General features: G+C 70.6%; 16 protein-coding genes and 1 tRNA gene. 5 read left to right on the forward strand and 12 right to left on the reverse strand.

Going from position 1 to position 20,168, the window contains the following annotated elements; all coding sequences use genetic code 11:
• Positions 1 to 18: 18 nt before the first annotated feature.
• The gene (locus tag AC3A3J_RS12710) at positions 19 to 2,439 is read right to left on the reverse strand and encodes an FG-GAP-like repeat-containing protein (protein ID WP_487672618.1); all 2,421 of its coding nucleotides are present in this window, start codon (positions 2,437 to 2,439) and stop codon (positions 19 to 21) included.
• 110 nt (positions 2,440 to 2,549) lie between these two features.
• Positions 2,550 to 3,623 carry a glycosyltransferase gene (locus AC3A3J_RS12715; protein WP_487672619.1) on the reverse strand — a complete coding sequence of 358 codons (1,074 nt, stop codon included), beginning with the start codon at positions 3,621 to 3,623 and terminating at the stop codon, positions 2,550 to 2,552.
• Positions 3,624 to 3,742: 119 nt separating this feature from the next.
• Between AC3A3J_RS12715 and AC3A3J_RS12720 the strand changes: the two genes are divergently transcribed.
• Positions 3,743 to 5,509 (forward strand): DUF4012 domain-containing protein, encoded by a 1,767-nt coding sequence (locus AC3A3J_RS12720; RefSeq protein WP_487672620.1) that lies wholly within the window; start codon positions 3,743 to 3,745, stop codon positions 5,507 to 5,509.
• Positions 5,510 to 5,650: 141 nt separating this feature from the next.
• Positions 5,651 to 6,256 (forward strand): hypothetical protein, encoded by a 606-nt coding sequence (locus AC3A3J_RS12725; protein ID WP_487672621.1) that lies wholly within the window; start codon positions 5,651 to 5,653, stop codon positions 6,254 to 6,256.
• Positions 6,257 to 6,465: 209 nt separating this feature from the next.
• Here AC3A3J_RS12725 and AC3A3J_RS12730 read toward each other — a convergent pair whose 3' ends face one another.
• The 6 genes from AC3A3J_RS12730 to AC3A3J_RS12755 form a co-directional block, all read right to left on the reverse strand.
• On the reverse strand, positions 6,466 to 7,920 hold the full coding sequence (locus AC3A3J_RS12730) for an LCP family glycopolymer transferase (protein WP_487672622.1): 1,455 nt from the start codon (positions 7,918 to 7,920) through the stop codon (positions 6,466 to 6,468).
• Positions 7,917 to 8,384, reverse strand: a complete 468-nt coding sequence (purE, locus tag AC3A3J_RS12735) for a 5-(carboxyamino)imidazole ribonucleotide mutase (protein WP_487673110.1) — start codon at positions 8,382 to 8,384, stop codon at positions 7,917 to 7,919. The genes AC3A3J_RS12730 and purE overlap by 4 nt, the downstream gene beginning before the upstream one ends.
• Before the next feature lie 121 nt (positions 8,385 to 8,505).
• Positions 8,506 to 9,630: a 5-(carboxyamino)imidazole ribonucleotide synthase gene (locus AC3A3J_RS12740; RefSeq protein ID WP_487672623.1), complete on the reverse strand. Its 1,125-nt coding sequence runs from the start codon at positions 9,628 to 9,630 to the stop codon at positions 8,506 to 8,508.
• Between the two features lie 74 nt (positions 9,631 to 9,704).
• The gene (locus tag AC3A3J_RS12745; protein WP_487673111.1) at positions 9,705 to 10,223 is read right to left on the reverse strand and encodes a PH domain-containing protein; all 519 of its coding nucleotides are present in this window, start codon (positions 10,221 to 10,223) and stop codon (positions 9,705 to 9,707) included.
• Between the two features lie 94 nt (positions 10,224 to 10,317).
• The gene (locus AC3A3J_RS12750; RefSeq protein WP_487672624.1) at positions 10,318 to 11,079 is read right to left on the reverse strand and encodes a biotin--[acetyl-CoA-carboxylase] ligase; all 762 of its coding nucleotides are present in this window, start codon (positions 11,077 to 11,079) and stop codon (positions 10,318 to 10,320) included.
• Positions 11,080 to 11,081: 2 nt separating this feature from the next.
• The gene (locus AC3A3J_RS12755; RefSeq protein WP_487672625.1) at positions 11,082 to 12,362 is read right to left on the reverse strand and encodes a CDP-glycerol glycerophosphotransferase family protein; all 1,281 of its coding nucleotides are present in this window, start codon (positions 12,360 to 12,362) and stop codon (positions 11,082 to 11,084) included.
• 78 nt (positions 12,363 to 12,440) lie between these two features.
• Here AC3A3J_RS12755 and AC3A3J_RS12760 point away from each other — a divergent pair, with 78 nt between their 5' ends.
• Positions 12,441 to 13,511: a glycosyltransferase family 2 protein gene (locus tag AC3A3J_RS12760; RefSeq protein ID WP_487672626.1), complete on the forward strand. Its 1,071-nt coding sequence runs from the start codon at positions 12,441 to 12,443 to the stop codon at positions 13,509 to 13,511.
• Between the two features lie 18 nt (positions 13,512 to 13,529).
• Here the strand turns inward: AC3A3J_RS12760 and AC3A3J_RS12765 are convergent, their stop codons facing one another.
• The 3 genes from AC3A3J_RS12765 to AC3A3J_RS12775 are packed head-to-tail and all read right to left on the reverse strand — an operon-like array spanning position 13,530 to position 17,828.
• Entirely contained in the window at positions 13,530 to 14,966 is a 1,437-nt protein-coding gene (locus AC3A3J_RS12765; protein WP_487672627.1) for a CDP-glycerol glycerophosphotransferase family protein, read from the reverse strand.
• Positions 14,963 to 16,213 carry a CDP-glycerol glycerophosphotransferase family protein gene (locus AC3A3J_RS12770; protein ID WP_487672628.1) on the reverse strand — a complete coding sequence of 417 codons (1,251 nt, stop codon included), beginning with the start codon at positions 16,211 to 16,213 and terminating at the stop codon, positions 14,963 to 14,965. The genes AC3A3J_RS12765 and AC3A3J_RS12770 overlap by 4 nt, the downstream gene beginning before the upstream one ends.
• Before the next feature lie 46 nt (positions 16,214 to 16,259).
• On the reverse strand, positions 16,260 to 17,828 hold the full coding sequence (locus AC3A3J_RS12775; RefSeq protein ID WP_487672629.1) for a S1C family serine protease: 1,569 nt from the start codon (positions 17,826 to 17,828) through the stop codon (positions 16,260 to 16,262).
• A 96-nt stretch (positions 17,829 to 17,924) separates the two neighbouring features.
• Here AC3A3J_RS12775 and AC3A3J_RS12780 point away from each other — a divergent pair, with 96 nt between their 5' ends.
• Entirely contained in the window at positions 17,925 to 19,133 is a 1,209-nt protein-coding gene (locus AC3A3J_RS12780) for an aminotransferase class I/II-fold pyridoxal phosphate-dependent enzyme (RefSeq protein ID WP_487672630.1), read from the forward strand.
• A 69-nt stretch (positions 19,134 to 19,202) separates the two neighbouring features.
• On the opposite strand, the gene AC3A3J_RS12785 is transcribed toward AC3A3J_RS12780, so the two are convergent.
• Positions 19,203 to 20,006 (reverse strand): carbon-nitrogen hydrolase family protein, encoded by an 804-nt coding sequence (locus tag AC3A3J_RS12785; protein WP_487672631.1) that lies wholly within the window; start codon positions 20,004 to 20,006, stop codon positions 19,203 to 19,205.
• Between the two features lie 79 nt (positions 20,007 to 20,085).
• On the opposite strand from AC3A3J_RS12785, the gene AC3A3J_RS12790 reads away from it, so the two are divergent.
• Positions 20,086 to 20,159 (forward strand) — tRNA-Met (locus tag AC3A3J_RS12790).
• Positions 20,160 to 20,168 lie beyond the last annotated feature (9 nt).

Raw genomic sequence — 20,168 nt, forward strand, 5'->3', positions numbered from 1 at the left:
GCTGGCGGGCCGAGAACCTCAGAACAACTGCTTCATGATCTGCCATCCGGCATTGATGCGGGTGGCATCGCCGGAGAACCCGCCGCGGCCGTCACCCCGGTACAGGTACATGTCTCCCGCACCGTTCACACCGATGACATCGTTGAAGCCGTCGCCGTTGAAGTCACCCATGCTGAAGACGAAGGCCATGGAGCCCCATCCCTGGCCGAGTTGCCTCACCGTTCCCCACGTCCCGTCGCCACGGGTCGGGTAGAGCATGAGATTTCCTTCGGCTGTGCGAGCGATGATGTCGGCGCGACCGTCGCCATCGAAGTCCCCCGCCGAGAAGATGTCCTGGAAGCCCGACCACCCCTGACCGATCGAGGCGCCCGAGTTGGTCGCCCAGCCTCCGGCTCCGGTGCCGCGGTAGAGGATCATCTCCCCTTGCGGATTGATGGCGAGGACATCCGTGGTGCGGTCGCCGTCGAAGTCGATGCCGCCCACGACCTTGGAGAAGCCGGACCACCCGTTCCCGATTCGGACCCGCTCACCGAGGCCGCCGCCCGCCTTGCCCGGGTGCAGGTAGAAGTACCCGTCGGCGTCGATCTGCCCGATGTCGCTGACGCCGTCGCCGTTGAAGTCCCCCATCGGGAAGACCCGGTCGGTGTTCTTCCATGCTTCGGAAGACCGGAGCATGCCGCGCCAATTGCCGTCGCCCGTGGTGCCGTAGATCCGCAGCTCACCCGCGTCGGTGAGGCCCACGACGTCGCGTCCGTAGACGCCGTCGAGGTTTCCCGCACCGCCGGGAAGTGAACGGGGTTTCTGAGCGGGCGCTCCGGCTGCGGAAGACACCATGGAGTTCCATCCGCTGCCGATCACCATTCCATCGGACACAGCCCCGCCGCGGGAACCGCGGTACAGCCGCAGCGCACCCGAGGGCTCCGTCGCGAGGAGGTCGGCAGCCCCGTCCCCGGTGAAGTCGCCCGCGTTGAAGACATCGGCGAAGCCGCCCCAGCCCGTGCCGATCTGCTTGGAGCCCTTCCAGCTGCCCTTGCCGTCCCCGGAGTAGAGCAACAGTCGTCCGGCGGTGTCTCGGCCGACGAGGTCCGGCTTGCCGTCTCCGTCGAAGTCTCCGTTGCCCGTCAGCAGGTTGAAGCCCGACCAGCCCGTTCCCACGATGCGCGGGGCCGCGAAGCCGCCGCGGTCATTGCCCGGCCAGAGAAGCAGCGCGCCGGCGGCATTGGTGGTGAATAGATCGGGGATGCCGTCTCCGTCGAAGTCACCTGCGGCGGCCGCGAGGACGACGGACGACCAGTCTCCGGCCAGGTCGACCGGCGCGGACAGGTTCGTCGAGCCGTTGCCGCGAAGCAGCTTTGCTCCGCCGGAGGCCATGAGGGCGACGAAGTCGCGATGACCGTCTCCGTTGAGGTCGCCGACACCGAAGAACTTCTGCACGCCGGCGATGCCCGCACCGAGCTTGATCCGATCCCCCCACGCGCCATCACGGAACGGGTATCCCCACACCTCACCGGCGCCGTCGACGCCCGCGACGTAGGAGGATGCGTTGACAGAGGTCAGCGTGGGGGTCGCGTAGGACGGGGTCTGGGTGGAGCCGAACCAGTCGGTGAAGTAGTTGTAGAAGTTGCGGTTGCCGTAGGCCGAGCATCCGTCGCCCTCGCCGTACCCGGCGCGAAGCGCGGCGGCGTTCGGCTGGTAGGGCGTGTAGTAGTAGAGAGCGGACGTCGCCTTGTTGGCGACGTAGACCGGGGAGGTACCGCAAGCCGTGTTCGGGTTGTACAGGATGTTCCAGGTGCGCCCCGGCGCGTACCACTGGAACCAGCGGCCCTCCATGTAGATCTGCATCTGCCGCGCAGCGCCGTAGATCTGGTGGAAGAAGCCGATGTAGTTCGGGTCGCAGGGAGCCGTGTCAGGACATCCCTGTCCGAGCGCGATGTTGTACCGCCATTCGCTCGGCCATGTGTGCGTGATGAGGCCCTGCTCCTTCTGGAGCATGACGATGAGCACCTGCGGGTTGATGTTGCAGGCCTGGGCCACCCGATAGATGATGCGCGCCGCGGACTCGTTCGCAGCACCGGTGTATCCGCTGCAGTAAGCGTCCGCCGGCCGCGTCACGGAGGTGATGCGGAAATCCTTCAGGCACACGTAGCCGCTCTGGCACGTCGAGACCTTGCTGTTGAAGAACGCCTGGATCTGGCTCTCGGTCATCGTGTTCTTCGCGGTGAAGACCGCGTCGCTGATGATGTTGCCGGGCGTGAACCCGACCAAAGAGGCCTTGGCGATGTCGGTCTGCGCCACCGACGCGCTGGTCGCCGCAGCGCTTGCGGAGGACGCCCCTGCAGGGAGCGCCGCTCCCATGACGAGAGCGGTGACAGCGAGAAGACAGCCGAGAAGGGAAGCGATCCCTCGTGGATGCCGCGTGTGGGGGGCGCGTCGAGCCATGTGACCAGTGTGACGGAAGTTGCCGAATGATGCCACTGCGCCCACGACTTTGTGACTCCGCTACGGCGTGTCGCTCGAATTCGCAGCGCTTTCGAGGGTTCGCCTCGGCATCAGAGTTCGGCGTGCAGTGCCCAGACCCGTTCGGCGGATCCCGCCCACGAGAAGGCGCGCGAACGATCCCGCGCGAGCACCGACAGGCGTCGCGCAGACGCCCCCGACGCCTCGGCCACGGCCTCTGCCAGGGCGGAGGGAGGAACGACCATTCCCCCATCGGCGATCACGTCGTGGTGCGTACCGCTGTCGACGGCGACCACCGGGACTCCGAGCGTCATCGCCTCGAGCACGCGCCAGGGCCATGACTCGAGCGGGCTGCAGGCGACATACGCCGCCGCCCCGGCGAGGATCGCCGCACGGTCCGCATCATCGAGACGACCGCGAACATGAGCGCGCTGCTCGGGCAGCCCCGCGGCGGCCGCGATATCGGCGATCGCCGGCTCCATCCCCTCGCGGGCGTCGAGCACCACCGCGTGGGCCTCGCTCGCAGCGGCACCGCGGAAGCCCTCGGCGAGCGCGTCGCCCGTCCCCGTCAGGACGACATAGCGGTCCGGCATCGCGGTCGCGGCGCGCCGCTCGGCGGCGTCCGTGGGGATGGCGAAGTCGGAGGGCGCCGCCCCCGCGATGACCTGGATCCGATCTCCGAGCCGGGAGAGCTCGCCCAGTCGCCGGGCGATCGAGTGCGTGGGAACCACCACGGCGTCGGCGTGCTTGACCGCGCGCTTCAGCATCGTGCGGTGCCAGGCGACGCTGGTCTTCGACATCGTCTCTGGGGCTTCCCAGGCGTCGAGACACCACAGGGTCACGGTCGTCTGGTCATGGTCGTGCACGCGGTCGTGACGCACCAGCGGCGCCAGAAGCGAGGGAGCGTGGATCATCCCCCCGCCGACACCGGGAGCGATGCCGAGCTGCCACGATGCGGCCAGTTCCCGACGGGCCAGCCCGAGGGGGCGAACGGCGGCGAGCGCATCGATCGACGGATGCCCACCGGCCGGCACGAGGGCCTCGACGCTGCATCCCGACGGCGCCGTGGCGACCAACCCCCGCGCGAGGTCGAGAGCCGCGGCCGCCTGATCGGGATCGACGACCTGCACCACCTGATCCAGGACGACGCGAAGGCGAGCACTCATGGCACTCAGGTTAAGCCCGTGCGCCCCGCGTCCCCGTCAGCGGCGAGCGCGGCGCGGACGACTGTCAGCAATTCCCCAGATCCGCCCCTCGCGGAGGCCGTTCGTGCTTGAATGCCATCGTGAGCGACGGACGCCTTCCGCGACGACGACGACGGTGGGTGGGATGGACCGTCGGCCTTCTGCTGACGTGTCTGCTCCTGGCGGTCGGCTGGGTGGCGGTCCGCGGTATCGGAGCCGTCGACGCCCTGCAGACGGTCCGCGAGCGTGCCGGAGACCTGAAGACGGCGATCGCCGCCCGCGACATCGACGAGGCGGACCGGGTCGCGGCGAGCATCGCCCGTCATGCGGCATCCGCTCACGACCTCACCTCGGATCCGGTATGGACGGCGTTCGGTTACGTCCCCTGGCTGGGACCGAACTTCCGCGCGGTGAGCGAGGTCGCGTCGATCACCGACGACGTGGCCACCGACGCCCTCTCCCCCGTTCTCGACGCCGCCACCGGTCTCGATCTCGCCCGGCTGGGATTCAGCGGAGGCGCCGTCGACCTCGCGCCGTTCGCCGCGATCGAGCCGTCGCTCGCCGACGCGGCGGACGTGCTGGCGGGCGCCGCAGAGAGAGCGCGCCGCATCGACGCGGACGCGACGCTCCCCCCGCTGGCCGATGCGGTACGCGAGATGCGTAGTGCCGTCACCGAGGCGGCTGGCGTCGTCGGCGGCCTGCACGGAGCCGCCCTGCTGCTGCCATCGATGCTCGGAAGCGAAGGGCCGCGCACCTACGTCGTGGCAATGCAGAACAATGCGGAGCTGCGCTCGTCGGGCGGCATCATCGGGTCGATCGCCCTCCTCCGCGCCGAGAACGGACGGATCTCGCTCGTCCAGCAGGCGTCGACGCGCGACTTCCCACCGCTCGACGCACCGCTGCCGCTGAGCGACTCGACGGTCGCGCTTTTCGAGGACGGGCCGGGCCGATACCTCCAGAATCTCACCAGCATCCCCGACTTCGCCGAGGCGGCTCCCGCGATCGCCGCCCGATGGCAGGGGGTGTTCGGCGGCACCGTCGACGGGGTCGTCACCGTCGACGCCGTCGTCGCGGCCCATCTGCTCGAGGCTTCCGGCGATGTGTCCTTCGGCCCGTTCACCGTCTCATCCGAGTCGGTCGTGGACGTGCTGCTCTCGCAGATCTACGCCGTGGTGCCGGATCCCGCCGCACAGGACGAGGTGTTCGCTCAGGCGGCGAGCGCGCTCCTCGGTACAACCCTGGGAACCGGCGACCCGCAGGCGCTCCTCGCCGCGCTCGCGGCCGCCGCTGACGAGCACCGCATCCGCATCTGGAGCGCCCACCCAGACGAGCAGGCCGTTCTCGCGGTGTCGTCGCTGAGCGGGACCCTTCCGAGGGATGGCGACGGGGAGGCGACCGTCGGCGTGCTCCTCAACGACACGACCGGCGGGAAGATGGACTACTACGCCCGCGCGAAGGTGGGGGTCGCGACCGGGGTGTGCGAGGGCATCCCCACCACGCAGGTGCGCGTGACGTGGTCGAATGACGCGCCGCAGGACGCCGCGGCGTCTCTCCCGTCGTACGTGACCGGAGGCGGGCAGTACGGCGTGGACCCCGGATCGGTGCGCACCCTCATCGCGGTCTATGGACCCGAGGGATCCGTCCTCGCAGGATCGCGGCGCGACGGGGCGGAGGAACCCGTGCAGACCGCGCTGCTGGGCACGAGACCCGTGGTGCAGCACGAGGTGGTGCTCGTGCCCGGGGAATCCACGACGGTCGTGGCGGAGTTCCGCGACGGCGGTTCCGGCGAGCGACTCACGGCGGTCAGCCAGACCCCGACGGTCTCGCCCGCCGAGTCGACACGCGACGAGCTGCGCTGCGGCTCGTGACTTTGCGCCCGGGATGGGGTACGGTCATCTCACTGGGGAATATCTGGGCCTGACAGAACCTGCCGTGGGGGCAGGAAGGGCTCACGCAGTCGGACGCAGGGGTGTGTCCGGATGCGATTCCGCGTGAGATCTGGGGAGATCATGCTGAAGAAACTGGCTGCAATCAGCCTCATCGCCGGCGCGGCGGTATTCGTCGCGCCCGCCGTCGCCACGGCGGACGACTCGTACTCCGACAAGTCGAGTGTGACGGTCGACGACCCGATCATCGACAACTGCGACGTCTCGACCATCATGTTCGGCCCGGGCTCTTTCCCGGCCGGCGAGACGGTCGGGGTCTCGATCTCCGGGCTCGACGCGGCCGATGCCGCTCTCTCGGGCAACGTGGCCGCCGGTGACGGCAGCCTGACCGTGACGTTCCGTCCGCCCCGCGGTGGCTCTGGCGCCTACGCGATCACCTTCACGAGCTCGGCAGGAGCCACGACGGCCCGTGTGGCCTCGATCGCGTCGATCGGCCAGTACACCGCGGTCATCACGGTCGACGGGCGGACCTCGACCTGCCCGCGCGACCCTGCGGTTTCGGCGGCGGCGGGGAGTGAGTTGCCGCTCAGCGGCGACGGTTCCATCGAGCTCGCCCTCACGGGCGGAGGGGTCTCGCCCTGGCTGGTCGGCGGGGGCGCCGCGGCGCTCGTCGCGGGCGGAGGGCTCGTCGCCGTCGGCGTCGCGCGTCGCAAGCGCTCCGAGATCTGATCACCGCATTGCGGTGGTCGACTGGACGACGGTGATCCCTCCCCCTCCGATCACCGTCGTCTGGCGAATCCGGCGTTCACGCCGGATGCCCGCGGCCGTCTTCCTTCACTCTCCCGAGGACGGTCGCGGGCACTCGCATGCCCGTCCGCTGCTGACCCGCAGGGCGGGTACCGACAGCACATCCGGGCGGGCGCGCACAGCGCCACGCCTCACGGAGCGGGCGTCGGCGTCTCCGTCGGCGGGTGGAGTGCCTGCTGCATCATCTCGTGGATGTAGGCGTAGTCGGGCTGCTTCTCGTCGACGCCGTTCTCGGGCGTCAACTCGATCGTCTGCACCGGCTGCTCCTTGGCCTTCATCATGAGATCGAAGAACTCCGGCAGTTTGTCCTGCGGCAGATCCGTGTCGATCAGCGCCGTGCCGGCCGCCGCAACCTCGTTGAAGCGTGTGAGCACCGTCTGCGGCGTGAACTGGTCGAGGATCGCCTGCTGCAGCTCGCGCTGACGCTTCATCCGGTCCCAGTCGCTCGTCGTGTAGCGCGAGCGGGCGTACCACTGGGCGGTGTCGCCGTCCATATGCTGCTGGCCGACCTCGATCCAGCCAATCGCCCACTCGTTGACGTCGGTACCGTGCCACCCCTCGGGCGGACCACCCTTCGGAAGCCGCTCGGTGACATTGATGTCGACCCCGCCGAGAGCATCCACGACATCGGCGAAGCCGTGCATGTCGACGAACACGTAGTACGGGATCTTGATACCCAGCACGCCTTCCGCCGCATCCTTCGTTGCCTCGATGCCCGGGTCCGAGCCGTGCGACGCGGCGTCGGGATAGAGACCGGTGCCGTTGTCCTCGCGGCAGATCTCTGCGGCGTTGCGGATGTGGTTCATCCAGCCGTTCCATCCGCAGCTCGATGAGCCGTGCCCTTCGAAACCGTTCGGGTAGAGCTCGCGCATCGGGCTCCCCTCGCTGAAGGGCGCGTTCGGCAGCTCGCGCGGGATGCCCGTGATGGTGACCGCCCCGGTGGTGGCGTTGACAGAGACCACGGAGATGCTGTCGAAACGCATGGAATCGCGGCCGTCGCCGCTGTCAGCGCCCAAGAGGAGAATGTTGTAGTAGCCGTCGTCGGGCGGAAGGCTCGGCCCGCTCTGGCCGAAGATCGAGGAGATCGTGCTCCGGGCGCTGCCGACCGCGGTGGCGGCATAGGCGGCGCCCCCGCCGACCAGACCCAGCAGGATGAGGGCGACGACCGGGATCGCGAAGCGCGAGACGGGAGGGGTGCGCACCAGCCGAACGAGCCGTAGCACGTCGAAGGTGAGGACGGCCCACAGCACCGCGTAGCCGACGAGCAGGATCTGCACGACGGTGAGCACGAGCGCCGAGAACCACCCGGCTCCCACCGTGAGCCAGAGGAACGCGGGGCGAGCGAAGAGAACGAGACCGGCGGAGATCACGACGAGCGCCCACGCCGTCAGAGTCGCCCCGAGACCGATACGGCCCAAGCGACGGTTGCCGGCAAGCACCTGCGCCGATCCGGGAATCAGCAGATTCAGCACGACGAGCCACCAGCCGCGCTTGCCCATCATCACCGGATCCGACGCATCGGGCCGACGGAGAGGATGCGTCTCGATCAGTGGCCGCGCCGGGGCGCGCGGGGGCGCGAGGGTCACAGAGCTTCCTTCAGCCGCGCGTTCTTCGCCTCGACCTGCGCCTCGAGGTCGCGGGCGAACGCCTCGATCCGATCGGCGAGGTCGTCGTCGGACGTTGCGAGGATGCGCGCGGCGAGGAGTCCGGCATTGCGGGCTCCTCCGATCGACACGGTCGCCACCGGAATACCCGCGGGCATCTGCACGATCGAGAGCAGCGAGTCCATGCCGTCGAGGTACGCGAGCGGAACGGGCACCCCCACCACGGGCAGGGGTGTCATCGAGGCGACCATGCCCGGCAGATGGGCGGCTCCCCCGGCTCCGGCGATGATCACCCGGATGCCTCGCCGCCGTGCCTCGCGGGCGTAGCTCATGAGCTTGTCGGGGGTGCGGTGGGCGGAGACCACCTCGACCTCGTGCGGGATGCCGAAGTCGCTCAGCGCCTGAGAGGCGTCGCTCATCACGCGCCAGTCGGAGTCGGAACCCATGATGACGCCGACGAGCGGGGTCTCGGAGGAGTGCAGAGGCTCGGTCACCAGAACAGGGTACGGTCTCGCTCCGGGGAATCCCCCGAAGGCGCGCGGCCGGGGCGCACCACGATGCGGAGGATCAGTCGAAGTGCGCGGCCGCGGCCCGGGCGGTGTAGACCGTGTCGTCGAGATCGTCGCCGGCCACATTCACGTGGCCCACCTTGCGGCCGGGGCGCGAGGCCTTGCCGTAGGTGTGGATCTTCGCGTCGGGGTGCGCCGACATGGCGGCGTCGAAGCGCTCGTCGATCGTCGCATCCTGCGGGCCGCCGAGGATGTTCACCATCACGGCCCAGGGGGCACGCGGAGCGGTCGCGCCGAGCGGCAGATCGGCGACGGCGCGCAGGTGCTGCTCGAACTGGCCGGTCACCGCGCCGTCCTGGCTCCAGTGGCCGCTGTTGTGGGGGCGCATCGCCAGCTCGTTCACCAGGATGCGCTCGTCGTCGGTCTCGAAGAGCTCGACCGCGAGCATTCCCGTGACGCCCAGTCCTTCGGCGATGCGGACGCCGATCTCGGAGGCGACCTGTGCGAGGCGGTCGGCAGCGGCCGGCGCGGGGGCGATGACCTCGGCGCAGACGCCGTCGCGCTGCACCGTCTCGACCACCGGGTACACCGCGATCTGCCCGCTGGGCCGGCGCGCGACCTGCTGGGCGAGCTCGCGCACGAACGGCACGAGCTCCTCGACGAGCAGCGCCTCGCCCGCTCCGAGCTGGGCGAACCAGTCGTCGGCGCCATCGGCCGTGCGCACCACGCGCACGCCCTTGCCGTCGTAACCGCCGCGGGGGGTCTTGACCACCCCGGCACCGCCATGGGCATCGAGGAAGGCGCGCAGGTCGTCGGACGAGCGCACGGCCGCCCACTCCGGCTGCGGCACGCCGAGATCGGCGAGACGCGCCCGCATGTCGAGCTTGTCCTGGGCGAACCGCAGAGCGTCGGGTCCGGGGTGCACCGCGACGCCCTCGTCGACGAGAGCCCGCAGCACCTCCTGCGGCACGTGCTCGTGGTCGAACGTGACGACGTCGACGTCGGCCGCGAACGCCCGCACGGTGGCGAGGTCGCGGTAGTCGCCGACCGCCGTCGCGGCGAGCTGGGCCGACATGCCCTCGCCCTCCGCGAGCACGCGGATGTCGATCCCGAGTTCGACCGCCGGGGCGATCATCATCCGGGCCAGCTGTCCTCCGCCGATCACGCCCACACGCAGTGCCATAACGGATCTCCTCTCGTCTCGACCATTCTCGCCCATCACGGCGACCCGCGCCGACCGGGCGGAACCCGCGGGCGTCACGCAGATGCGGACGACTCGCCGCCGGCCTGCGCGTCGCGGTGCGCGAGGATCTGACTGACCTCGATCTGATCGGCGAGCGTCTCGTGCACGAGCGTGGCGTTCGGAACCTCGACCAGCCGCAGCGGGTCGTCGACGCCGTTCGAGAGGGTGATGGTCGCCGTGCCCCAGAGTCGCTGCAGCGGTCCGCGCCGCACGGCGATCGTGTACCCGCGCGCATGGGACATCTCGCGCCGCTGACGCGAGCCGAGCCCGTGACGAGCGATGATCCGACGCGTCGTGATCGTCGTCGTTCGAGAGAGCCAGACGAGGTAGGGCAGCACGACGAGGAGCAGGATGATCGCTCCCGCCGCCGAGAGCAGCATCCAGTCCTCGAACGGCGCCGGCAGGTTGCCGTACAGATACGCCGTCGCGCCGAAGGTCGCGATGAGCAGAACCGCCGACCAGAACAGCCGCCGCGCATGACCGCGGAATCGCGCGATGAGACGCTCCTCCGACGGCACGCCGGGCGGCGGCATCATCGGACGTCCTCCGAGCGTCACAGGCTGCGTCACCCCACCATTGTGCCCGTCGGGACCGACATCCCCCTGCGTGGCCGCGGCGTGTGCGGATTCACAGCCGCCGCGCGTGCACGACGTCGCCGGCCGAAACGGCGTCGCGGCGCCCCTCCGCGGCCACGACGAGCCGCCCCTCGTCGTCGAGGGCGACGGCGGTGCCCGCGAGCATCCGTCCGCCCGGCAGGGCCACCTCGACCTCGCGACCGAGGGTGGCGCTCCTCGCGGTCGCGACCGCGTGCACGCCTCCGGCCATCGGGTCACCCGACGTCGACAGCATCCCCAGCAGCTCGTCGAGGCGATCGAGGTAGTCGGCGAGAAGGCGATCCTCGTCCGCGACGGCGCCGAGCACGGCGAAAGATGTGGCCGTCGGCACCGGCAGCTGCTCCCCCGTCATGGCGGTGTTCACGCCGGCGCCGACGATCACGGCATCGTCGGACGCCTCCGCGAGGATGCCGCAGATCTTGCGCCCGTCGACCAGCACGTCGTTCGGCCACTTGACGCCGACGTCCCGGCCCGGCAGCTGCGCGGTGATCGCGTCGGCCATCGCGACGCCCGCGATCAGCGGGATCCACCCCCGCAACGCGGGATCCATCCGCGGCCGCAGCATCACCGAGACCGCGAGCGCCGCACCGGCCGGCGCCGTCCACACACGATCGAGACGACCCCGCCCCGCGGTCTGGTCGCGCGTGGCGAGCACAGACAGATGCGGCCATGACGCCGCGTCGCCGGCACGGGCACGCAGGTCGGCGTTGGTCGACCCCGTGCGGGCGACGAGTTCGAGCCGGCTCGCGCGCGCCGTGCTTCGCGGGAACCCCATCGTCAGACGACCGCGTCGATGTCGTCGTCACCGGCCGGTCCGGTCGGGACGTCTCCGATCTCGCGGCCGTGCCACTCGTCCCACCTGGCCAGCAGTTCCTCGATCGCGGCGTGGAACTTCGCGGTGGCGACTCCGGGCGAGGTGTCGCCGAAGTAGTGCTGCACCCACATGCGCAGGCGCGCGACCGACGCCTCGTCGTCGCGAACGCGCTCGACCTCCTCGACGATGCGCGAAGCACCGTCCACGGTCAGCCACTCGCAGTCGGCGAGATAGCCCGACTCGTCGACCGATGCGCGGTCGTCGGCGGGGCGGGTGATCAGCAGGGGCTTCCCGGCCGCCAGACGGTCGTAGACCATCGCGGAGATGTCGACCACGGCGACGTCGGCCGTCGAGAGCTGCCAGCCGAGTTCCGGTCCGTCGTCGTAGACGTGCTGAGCCGAGGGATCGGCGGCGTTGGCCTGCTCCAGCGCGGCCAGGATGCGCCGGTGCGCGGCCCCGTACGCCGCATCGACCACACCGCTGCGCGGGTGCGGCCGGTAGATCACGCGATGGGTACCGGAGGCGAGGAGGGCACCGACCAGGGCCTCGCCGTGCGTGGCGATCGAGCCGTAATGCGCACTGGGGCGGTCGCCCTCCCACGTGGGGGCGTACAGGACGACGGTGCGCGCATCCGGCGTGAAGGGGACGACCCCGGAGTAGTGGTCGGCCTGCGGACGCCCGATCTCGAGCGTTCGCCGATCGACGTCGTAGTCCCAGAGCGTGCGGGTGAGGCGGTCTCGCGCGGCCTGCCCGGCGACGAAGGCGTAGTCGTAGGCCTTGTACTGATTGGTCGTCATGTACATCTTGTCGGACTCGCCGTGATTGATGAACACGTGCCACCGGCGCCCGTACCGGAACATCTGGAAGTTCCGCGTGTTCTGATTCACGTACAGCACGATGCGGATGTCCTGCCTCGCGACGAACTTCTCGAGGTTGCGCACCGTCGGCACGAAGACGACCGGAGGGGCACCGTCCTCCTCGAGCAGCTTCTCGGCTCCCGAGGCGTGGCGCGCCAGCACCACCACGGGCCAGCGCGTGGCCAGCTCGGCCAGCGGCCGGTACCACTGGCGCATCTGATACATGTTCACAGCGCCGTCGGCGAAGTAGACCGCGATCTGGAAGTGATCGTCGGGGAACGGCTCACGGGTGGCGAGCATGCGCCGCACGTGCTGCACCGACCTGCGGGAGGCGAGAGCCCGTCGGAGGAGACCGTATGCCTTCTTCACGTCGGAGAGTGCGCCCATCCCTCCAGGATACCGGGCCGTTCCGCGCCCCCGACCGGCCTCCAGCGGATGCTCCGTCGCTCATGACATGATCGACGAATGCACGACGAAGAGACGCCCACGGCCGCTGCGGGGGTCTCGTTCGTCATGCCGGTGCTGAACGAGCACGCGTACCTGGAGCACGCCGTGCGGTCGGTGCTCTCGCAGGACCTCGATGCGCCGGTGGAACTCGTCCTCGCTCTCGGGCCGTCGACGGACGGCACGACGGAACTCGCGCGTCGGCTCGCCGCCGACGACGACCGGATCCGCCTCGTCGACAACCCCGCCGCCCATATCCCGGTGGGCCTGAATGCGGCGATTCGCGCGAGCCGCTACGCGATCATCATCCGCGTCGATGCGCACTCCGAGCTGGCGCCTGGCTACGCAGCCCGGGCCTTGGCCACGCTCGAGCGGACGGGTGCGGCGAACGTGGGCGGCGTCATGCACGCCGAGGGCCGCGCGCCGTTCCAGAAGGCGGTCGCCCGGCTCTACAACTCGCCCGTCGGTCTGGGCGGCGGCGCCTATCACGGTGGGGCCGAGGAAGGCGAGGCCGAGTCGGCCTACCTGGGCGTCATGCGCCGCTCGGTGCTCGACGAGGTCGGACTCTTCGACGAGAGCATCCGACGCGGCGAGGATTGGGAGCTGAACCTCCGCATCCGCCAGGCGGGGCACCGCGTGTGGTTCGATCCCCGCCTGTCGGTCACCTACTGGCCGCGCGAGAGCTGGATCCGGCTGGCCCGTCAGTTCCGGGCGACCGGCGCGTGGCGCGGAGAACTCGTGCGCCGCTTCGGTCGGCGCAACAGCCTGCGGTACTTCGCCCCGCCGGCCCTGGTGGGACTCGTCCTGCTCGCCGTCGTGGTCGGTGTGCTGCAGCTCACCGGCGTCCTGCACGGACTCGCCGGACTGCTCTCGTCGATCGTCTATTTGCCGCTCGTCGCCTACGCGCTGCTCGTCGTCGCGGTCGCGCTGGCACCCCGGGGCGGCGGATGGCGTCAGCGGCTGTGGACACTCGTCGTGCTGCCGACCATGCACCTGTCCTGGGGCGTCGGTTTCATCGGCGGGGTGCTGCGTGGTGCGCACGACACGGTCGATGCCTCACGTCTGGGCACGCAGAACACCCCGCTCCCCTGAGCCGGGCCGCCGCAGCGCTCAGCGGTCGAGGAACCCCTGGTCGAGGATGCGGTCCACCACGCGCTCCGCGGCATGCCCGTCGTCGCGCGTGTTGAACTGCCGCTGCCATGCGGCGTAGCGCTCGGCGAACCGCGCGGCATGCCCGTCGTCAGCGAGCGCCGCGACGAGCTCCTCTTGCGAGTGCACGAGAGGTCCGGGGGCGCGCTCCGCCAGGTCGAAGTAGAACCCGCGCAGATCACCGCGGTAATGATCGATGTCGGGCACCAGGAAGTACATCGGCTTGCCGGTCACGCTGAAGTCGAACATGACCGACGAGTAGTCGGTGATGAGGGCATCCGCGGCGAGGAGCAGTTGCGCGGTCTCCGGATAGCCGGTGACGTCGATGACGCGGGCCCCCGCATGGTCCCGCCCCTCGGGGAGGGTGCGCGAATGCCCGCGCACCAGCACGACCGCGTCGGCCTCCTCCGCGAGGCGCGCGGCGTCGACGAAGTCGACCATCTCGGCGCGGTCGTCGCGCCAGGTCGGGGCGTAGAGGAGCACGCGCTCGTCATCGGTGATCCCCAGTGCGGAGCGGATGCCCGACGCATCGCCGCCCACCAGGGCGTCGTTGCGGGGATAGCCCTCTACCCAGATCGGGCGTCCGAAGAACGCGTAGGCCTTGCGGAGGATGCGCTCGGCGTAGACGTTCTGCGCGAGCAGCACATCCCACCGGCGCGACTCCTTGACGACCGCCGCCATGCGGCGCAGGTCGAACCCAGGCCGATGCAGTGCCAACCGCTTCAGCGGAGTCCCGTGCCAGGTCTGCAGCACCCGCTGCCCCGGCTTGCGCGCGAAACGTCGACGCAACCAGTCGTTGACCACCAGCAGTCGCGCGTCTGCGCGTGCGCGCCACCACTCCGGGCTGCCCTCGACCACGGCGACCGCGCCCTCCGGAACGGGCACGGAGAGGTCGACGACGCTCCAGTAGCGGCGCACTCCGGGTGCTCGGCGCGCGATCTCGCGGTCGATGGCCTGCGGATTGCATCCGACGCTGCGACCGTAGAAGCTCTCGAAGAAGACCGCGTTCTCCCGCTCTCCGCGGTGCGCCGCGTAGCGCTCCTCGAGGGTCGCCTGCCCCTCGGCGCTCAAGTACGCCGGGTCGACGGGGGCGGCCACCCGGACGGCGCCATCGTCGACCGATGCCCGCACACCGCGCAGAAGCACTGGCGCGATCGTGAGGCCCGACGTGTCGACACCCGCGATGCGCAGCCGGTAGGTGCCCGTCGGCAGGGGCAGCGAGGGCCCACCCCACCGCGACGCCTCCAATGCGAAGACGGCCCGCCAGGTCTTACCGCCCCCGGTCACGCGCGCGGCGACGCGCGCTCGCGCTCCGATGAGGTCGGCGGTCGCGGGGCGCTCCCCCGTGCCGCTGATCACGAGCGTCTGCGCCGCCTCGTCGATGCGCGCCGTCGTCATGCTGCTCCCTTCGGCGCGCGGACACCCCGCGCGCGGATCGCGCGGTAGACGCGCTCGGTGTTGCGACCGTCGCGGTGCGCGTGGATCGCGGCGCTGAGCGACGCGGATCGCGCGGCGCGGACGGCGAATGCCGCGTCGTCGTCGAGGATCGCCGCGAGCTGAGAGACGAGCGGAGACCATCCCGGCGCCCAGTCGTCGCCGGCGACGTCGTCGAAACGGCCGTAGAATCCGCGCGTGCGGGCGTACTCCTCGGCGTCCGGAGCGAGGAAGAGCACGGGCATCCGAAGCAGGCCGACGTCGTATGCGAGAGAGGAGTAGTCGGTGATCAGTACGTCGATCGCCGGGAGAGCCGGTGTGACGTCCGCGAGGACGCCCGACCCGAGCATCCGGACCCGAGCGGTGGAGGGGGGCGCGTAGGCTCCCTCGCCCAGGGGATGCGAGCGGATCAGGAGTACGGCGTCGTGCCGGTCGAGCACCTCGATGATGCGAGCCCACTCGTCCGCGTCCGGAACCGCCGGGTCGGCGGCGCCGTCGCGCCAGGTCGGCGCATAGAGGATGCGGCGCGGGCCGACGGGGAGGCCGTCGACGGCGCGGGCCAGCAGCGCTTCGGCGCGCGAGCGGCGGCTCTCGTCGGTGCCGGCGGAGAGGACGTCGACCCGCGGCTCCCCCGTGACCACGACACGGTCGCCAGGGAGCGCGAAGGCGGATTCGAGGCGGCCCCGCGCACGGTGCGATGCGGCGGGGAGGAGGCGGATGCGCTGCGCGGCGCGGCGATAGAGAACCGCGACCGCGCGGCGGAGGAGGGGTGCCCCGGGGACCGACGGCACCTGGGTGGTGGCGGGCGAGTCGAGGCCGATGCGCTTGAGCGGGATGCCGTGCCACAGCTGCACGACGAACGCGCCCGTACTGCCATAGCGGTTCACGTCGCCCAGCCCGTGGGTCACCACGACGACTCCGGCCCGGGCCGTCTCCCACCAGCCACGCCATCCGCTCTTGCGCACGGTGCGGATACCGAGCGCCGCGGCATCCGCGTCTTCTCGGACGGAGGAGGTGAGCCAGACGAGATCATGGCCTTGCTCACGCGCGAAGGTGTGGAGGGCGAGGGCTCCGTCGCCGATCCCGGCGCCGCACCCGACCACCCACCGCTCGCCGCGCGGCACGACGAGGGTCCCGATGCGTCCCAGGAGATACAGCGGGATCCGCAGCAGCTTGGCCGCGTTGCCGGACCCGAACGAGAAGGACGCCACCCCGCGAGCCTAGCGGGGTGGCGTCCGTTCTCCGAGTCGGATCGGGTCAGCCGGCAAGTTCGCCGAGGGTGACGTCGACCTCGTACTCCTTGCCGTTGCGGTTGTAGGTGACGGTCGCGTCGCTGCCGCCGGCAGCCGCACGCACCTGGGCCGTCAGATCCGTCGCGCTCGAGATCGGCACGCCGTTGAACGCCGTCACGACGTCGCCCGCCTTGAGACCCGCCTCGGCCGCGGCGCCGCCGCCGGTGACCTCGGCGATCGACGCCCCGGCGACCGTCGCGTCCTCGGTCGACGCGGCGTCCTGGACCGACGCTCCCAGCAGTCCGTGGCTCGCGGAACCGTCCGAGATGATCTCCTCCGACACGCGCTTGGCGATGTTCGAGGGGATCGAGAACCCGAGGCCGATCGACCCGGACTCCTCGGAGGATCCCGAGCTCGCGATCGCCACGTTGATGCCGATGAGCTTACCTTCGCTGTCGACCAGGGCCCCGCCCGAGTTGCCGTGGTTGATGGCGGCGTCGGTCTGGATGACGGCGATCGAGATCGAGTCGGACGTCTGCTGCTGGCCGTTGCCCGGAAGGTCGAACTGGAACGGACCCTGGCCCTGCTGCCCCTCCTCGGGGGACTGCTCCTGCGGCGCGTCCTCGCCGGACGAGTCGGGAAGGGCGGACGAGGCGATCTGGATGCTCCGGTTCAGAGCGCTGACGATTCCGGTGGTCACCGAGTTCGACAGCCCGAGCGGGGCGCCCAGCGCGACGGCGGTGTCGCCGACGTTGAGCTTGGACGAATCGGCGAACTCGATCGGCGTCAGGTCCTTCGCGTCGGTGAGTTTGATGACCGCGAGGTCGTAGATCGGGTCGGTGCCGACGACGGTGGCGGAGTAGATGCGCCCGTCGGAGGCGGTCACCCGGATCGTCGGATCGGCGACCGCGCCGCCCAGCGTGACGACGTGCGTATTGGTGAGCACGTAGCCGTCGTCGCTGATGATGACGCCCGACCCGCTGCCCGCCTCACTGGAACCGGCGACCTCGATGGTGACGACGGACGGGAGGGCGGTGGTGGCGACCGCGGTGGTCTCGTTGACCGAGCCCGGGTTGTTCACCGTGACGGTCTGCGGCCCCTCGGCCACACCCACGGACGATTCCCCGCCGATGCCGTTCCAGATCGCGCCGCCGCCGAAGCCGGCGACGCCACCCACCAGAGCGGCCGCCACGACGACGGCGGCCAGGCGCACACCCCCGCGGGGCTTCTCTTTGATCGACTCGGTAGGCGCCGCGGCGGGTGCGGCCGCCTGAGCATCGGGGCCGGCGGGCAGACCGAAGGCCGCCCCCGTCGAGGCCGCGTACGCCGGGGCTGCGGCCGTGGACTGCGGGTGCGTCGAGGCGAAGGTGCGCGGCATCTCGTGACCGGCGACGGGGGCGCCGACGGAGGCGGGAGCAGCGAAGGGATGCGCGGAGGTCTCGACGGATGCGGGACGCTCGGGCGCAGCGGGAGCGATGTGCTCGGGCGCGACGGGGCGGTCGGCCGCGGCGGGGGCCGGTCGGCCGGTGCCCTCCGCGGTGGGGGTGGACGGCACTTCGGGTGCCGGGTGGTCCTGGGGGGTGTCCTCGTTCATGATGTGCTCCTTCAACGACCCTCTCAGAGTGCCCCTGATGTCTGTGCGTTTCTTATGGCCGAGGTGAGTTTCGTCTATGGCCTTAGCCTGGTGTCCATGAGTGTGATTCCCGGCGCATGGCGGCGCACGGCGGCGGGCGCTGGCCTGCTCGCGACGAACGGGGCCGTCGCGCCCACCATCTTCGCAGAGATGTCGGCGCTCGCGGCGACCACCGGCGCGATCAATCTGGGGCAGGGGTTCCCCGACGAGGACGGCCCCGCCGAGGTTCTCGAGGCTGCCCGCCGCGCGATCGCCGACGGTGTGAACCAGTACCCGCCCGGCCGCGGCACCCCTGATCTGCGCCTCGCCATCGCCGAGCATCAGAAGCGGTTCTACGGGCTCGACGTCGACCCGGAGACCGAGGTGCTCGTGACGGTCGGCGCGACGGAGGCCCTGACGGCGACGCTCCTCGCTCTCATCGACGGGCCCGACGACGAGGTCGTCGTGTTCGAGCCGTACTACGACTCGTATGCGGCCGCCGTGTCGCTCGCCGGCGGCACGCTGCGCACGGTGCCGCTCCGCGCGCCCGACTTCCAGCCCGACCTGGATCGCCTCGCCGCGACGGTGACCGACCGCACCCGTCTGATCCTGGTGAACGACCCGCACAACCCGACCGGTGCCGTCTTCGGCATGGACGTCCTCGCGGAGATCGTCCGGCTCGCCGAGCTCCACGATGCGGTGATCGTGACGGACGAGGTGTACGAGCACCTGTCGTTCCACGCCCCTCATGTGCCGATCGCCACGTTGCCGGGAGCCGCCGAGCGCACGCTGACGATCTCATCGGCGGGCAAGACGTTCTCGGCCACGGGGTGGAAGATCGGTTGGATTCACGGACCGGCGGCCCTCCTCACCGCGGTCGTCACGGTCAAGCAGTTCCTCACCTACGTCGGCGGGTCGCCCTTCCAGCCCGCGATCGCTGTGGGACTCCGACTCCCGGACGCCTTCTTCGCGGATGCCGCGGCAGCACTCTCCCGCAAGCACGAGCTGCTCGGCGCGGGTCTCGAGGCGGCGGGATTCCGGGTGTTCGCCCCGCAGGGCGGATACTTCACGATCGCGGACGCCACGGAGATCGGCGGCGCGGACGGCGCCGACTTCTGCCGCACCCTGCCGACCCGCGTCGGAGTCGGGGCGATCCCGATGGCGGCGTTCCTCTCTCCCGCGCACCGCGCGGATCCGGAGTACGCCGGCATCGTGCGGTTCGCGGCCTGCAAGCGGGTCGAGGTCTTGGAAGAGGCGGTGCGACGGCTCTCGGCGCTGCGGGGCTGAGGGGCGAGCGGGATCAGGGCTGAGCCTCGGAGGGCTCGTCGCGCGTCCCGCGAAGTATCGCGTCGAGGCTCAGCGCGGGACGACCGTGTAGCGGCGCATGCGCAGCGAGGGGTTCGTCTCCCGCACGCGGTCGACGGTGGCCCGCTCGACGGACGTGACCGCGATGCCCTCGCCGGAACCCACCTGCGCCGTCACCACCCCCTGAGGGTCGACGATCTGCGACAGGCCGACCCCGATCGGGCCCGGGTGGTCGGCCGCCACCACGTACACCGTGTTCTCGATCGCGCGAGCGGCGAGGAGGGTGTTCCAGTGGTGCTCTTTGAGCGGGCCGCGCACCCACTCCGCGGGCACGACGAGGACGTCGGCTCCCGCATCGACCAGGGTGCGCGCGACCTCGGGGAAGCGGAGGTCGTAGCAGGTCATCAGTCCGAAGCGCAGACCGGCGAGGTCGAAGACCGCCGCCTCCCCCACCGTGCCCGCCTCGACCCAGTCGGACTCGGTCTGGCCGAACGCGTCGTACAGGTGCTGCTTGCGGTAGACCGAGAGGATGCCGTCGCCGCGCACGGCCACGAGCGTGTTCCGCACGCGTCGCCCGTCTTCCGCGGGCTCGACCAGACCGGCGACGATCACCACGGCGTGCTCGGCGGCGAGGGCGATCAGCGACTGCACGAACGGCCCGTCGAGCGCCTCCGCATTCGCGGCGAGGGTCTCGTCCATCGGGTTCACGAAGTAGCTGGAGTACTCGGGAAGCACGATCAGGCGCGCGCCCCGCCCCGCCGCCTCGGCGACGAGTTCGGCGATGCGCTCGAGATTGCCGTCACGCGAGTCGGTCGGGGCGAACTGGCAGACGGCGACGGCGGTACGCGAGGACATGCTCTCATCCTCGCGCATCGACGGCGGACCCGCCTCGATTCGCGCCCCGTCGAAACCCGTGTTAGGCTATAACTCGTGCCGCGGGGTGGAGCAGTTCGGTAGCTCGCCGGGCTCATAACCCGGAGGTCGCAGGTTCAAATCCTGTCCCCGCAACAAGAGAAA

It is taken from the genome of Microbacterium sp. Soil_N32, from assembly GCF_057655505.1.

Excerpts from the sequence above, each read along its gene's own strand:
- AC3A3J_RS12710 (WP_487672618.1), bottom strand. The coding sequence starts at position 2,439 with ATGGCTCGACGCGCCCCCCACACGCGGCATCCACGAGGGATCGCTTCC.
- AC3A3J_RS12715 (WP_487672619.1), bottom strand. The coding sequence starts at position 3,623 with ATGAGTGCTCGCCTTCGCGTCGTCCTGGATCAGGTGGTGCAGGTCGTC.
- AC3A3J_RS12725 (WP_487672621.1), top strand. The coding sequence starts at position 5,651 with ATGCTGAAGAAACTGGCTGCAATCAGCCTCATCGCCGGCGCGGCGGTA.
- purE (WP_487673110.1), bottom strand. The coding sequence starts at position 8,384 with ATGGGTTCCGACTCCGACTGGCGCGTGATGAGCGACGCCTCTCAGGCG.
- AC3A3J_RS12740 (WP_487672623.1), bottom strand. The coding sequence starts at position 9,630 with ATGGCACTGCGTGTGGGCGTGATCGGCGGAGGACAGCTGGCCCGGATG.
- AC3A3J_RS12745 (WP_487673111.1), bottom strand. The coding sequence starts at position 10,223 with ATGCCGCCGCCCGGCGTGCCGTCGGAGGAGCGTCTCATCGCGCGATTC.
- AC3A3J_RS12750 (WP_487672624.1), bottom strand. The coding sequence starts at position 11,079 with ATGGGGTTCCCGCGAAGCACGGCGCGCGCGAGCCGGCTCGAACTCGTC.
- AC3A3J_RS12755 (WP_487672625.1), bottom strand. The coding sequence starts at position 12,362 with ATGGGCGCACTCTCCGACGTGAAGAAGGCATACGGTCTCCTCCGACGG.
- AC3A3J_RS12760 (WP_487672626.1), top strand. The coding sequence starts at position 12,441 with ATGCACGACGAAGAGACGCCCACGGCCGCTGCGGGGGTCTCGTTCGTC.
- AC3A3J_RS12765 (WP_487672627.1), bottom strand. The coding sequence starts at position 14,966 with ATGACGACGGCGCGCATCGACGAGGCGGCGCAGACGCTCGTGATCAGC.
- AC3A3J_RS12775 (WP_487672629.1), bottom strand. The coding sequence starts at position 17,828 with ATGAACGAGGACACCCCCCAGGACCACCCGGCACCCGAAGTGCCGTCC.
- AC3A3J_RS12780 (WP_487672630.1), top strand. The coding sequence starts at position 17,925 with ATGAGTGTGATTCCCGGCGCATGGCGGCGCACGGCGGCGGGCGCTGGC.
- AC3A3J_RS12785 (WP_487672631.1), bottom strand. The coding sequence starts at position 20,006 with ATGTCCTCGCGTACCGCCGTCGCCGTCTGCCAGTTCGCCCCGACCGAC.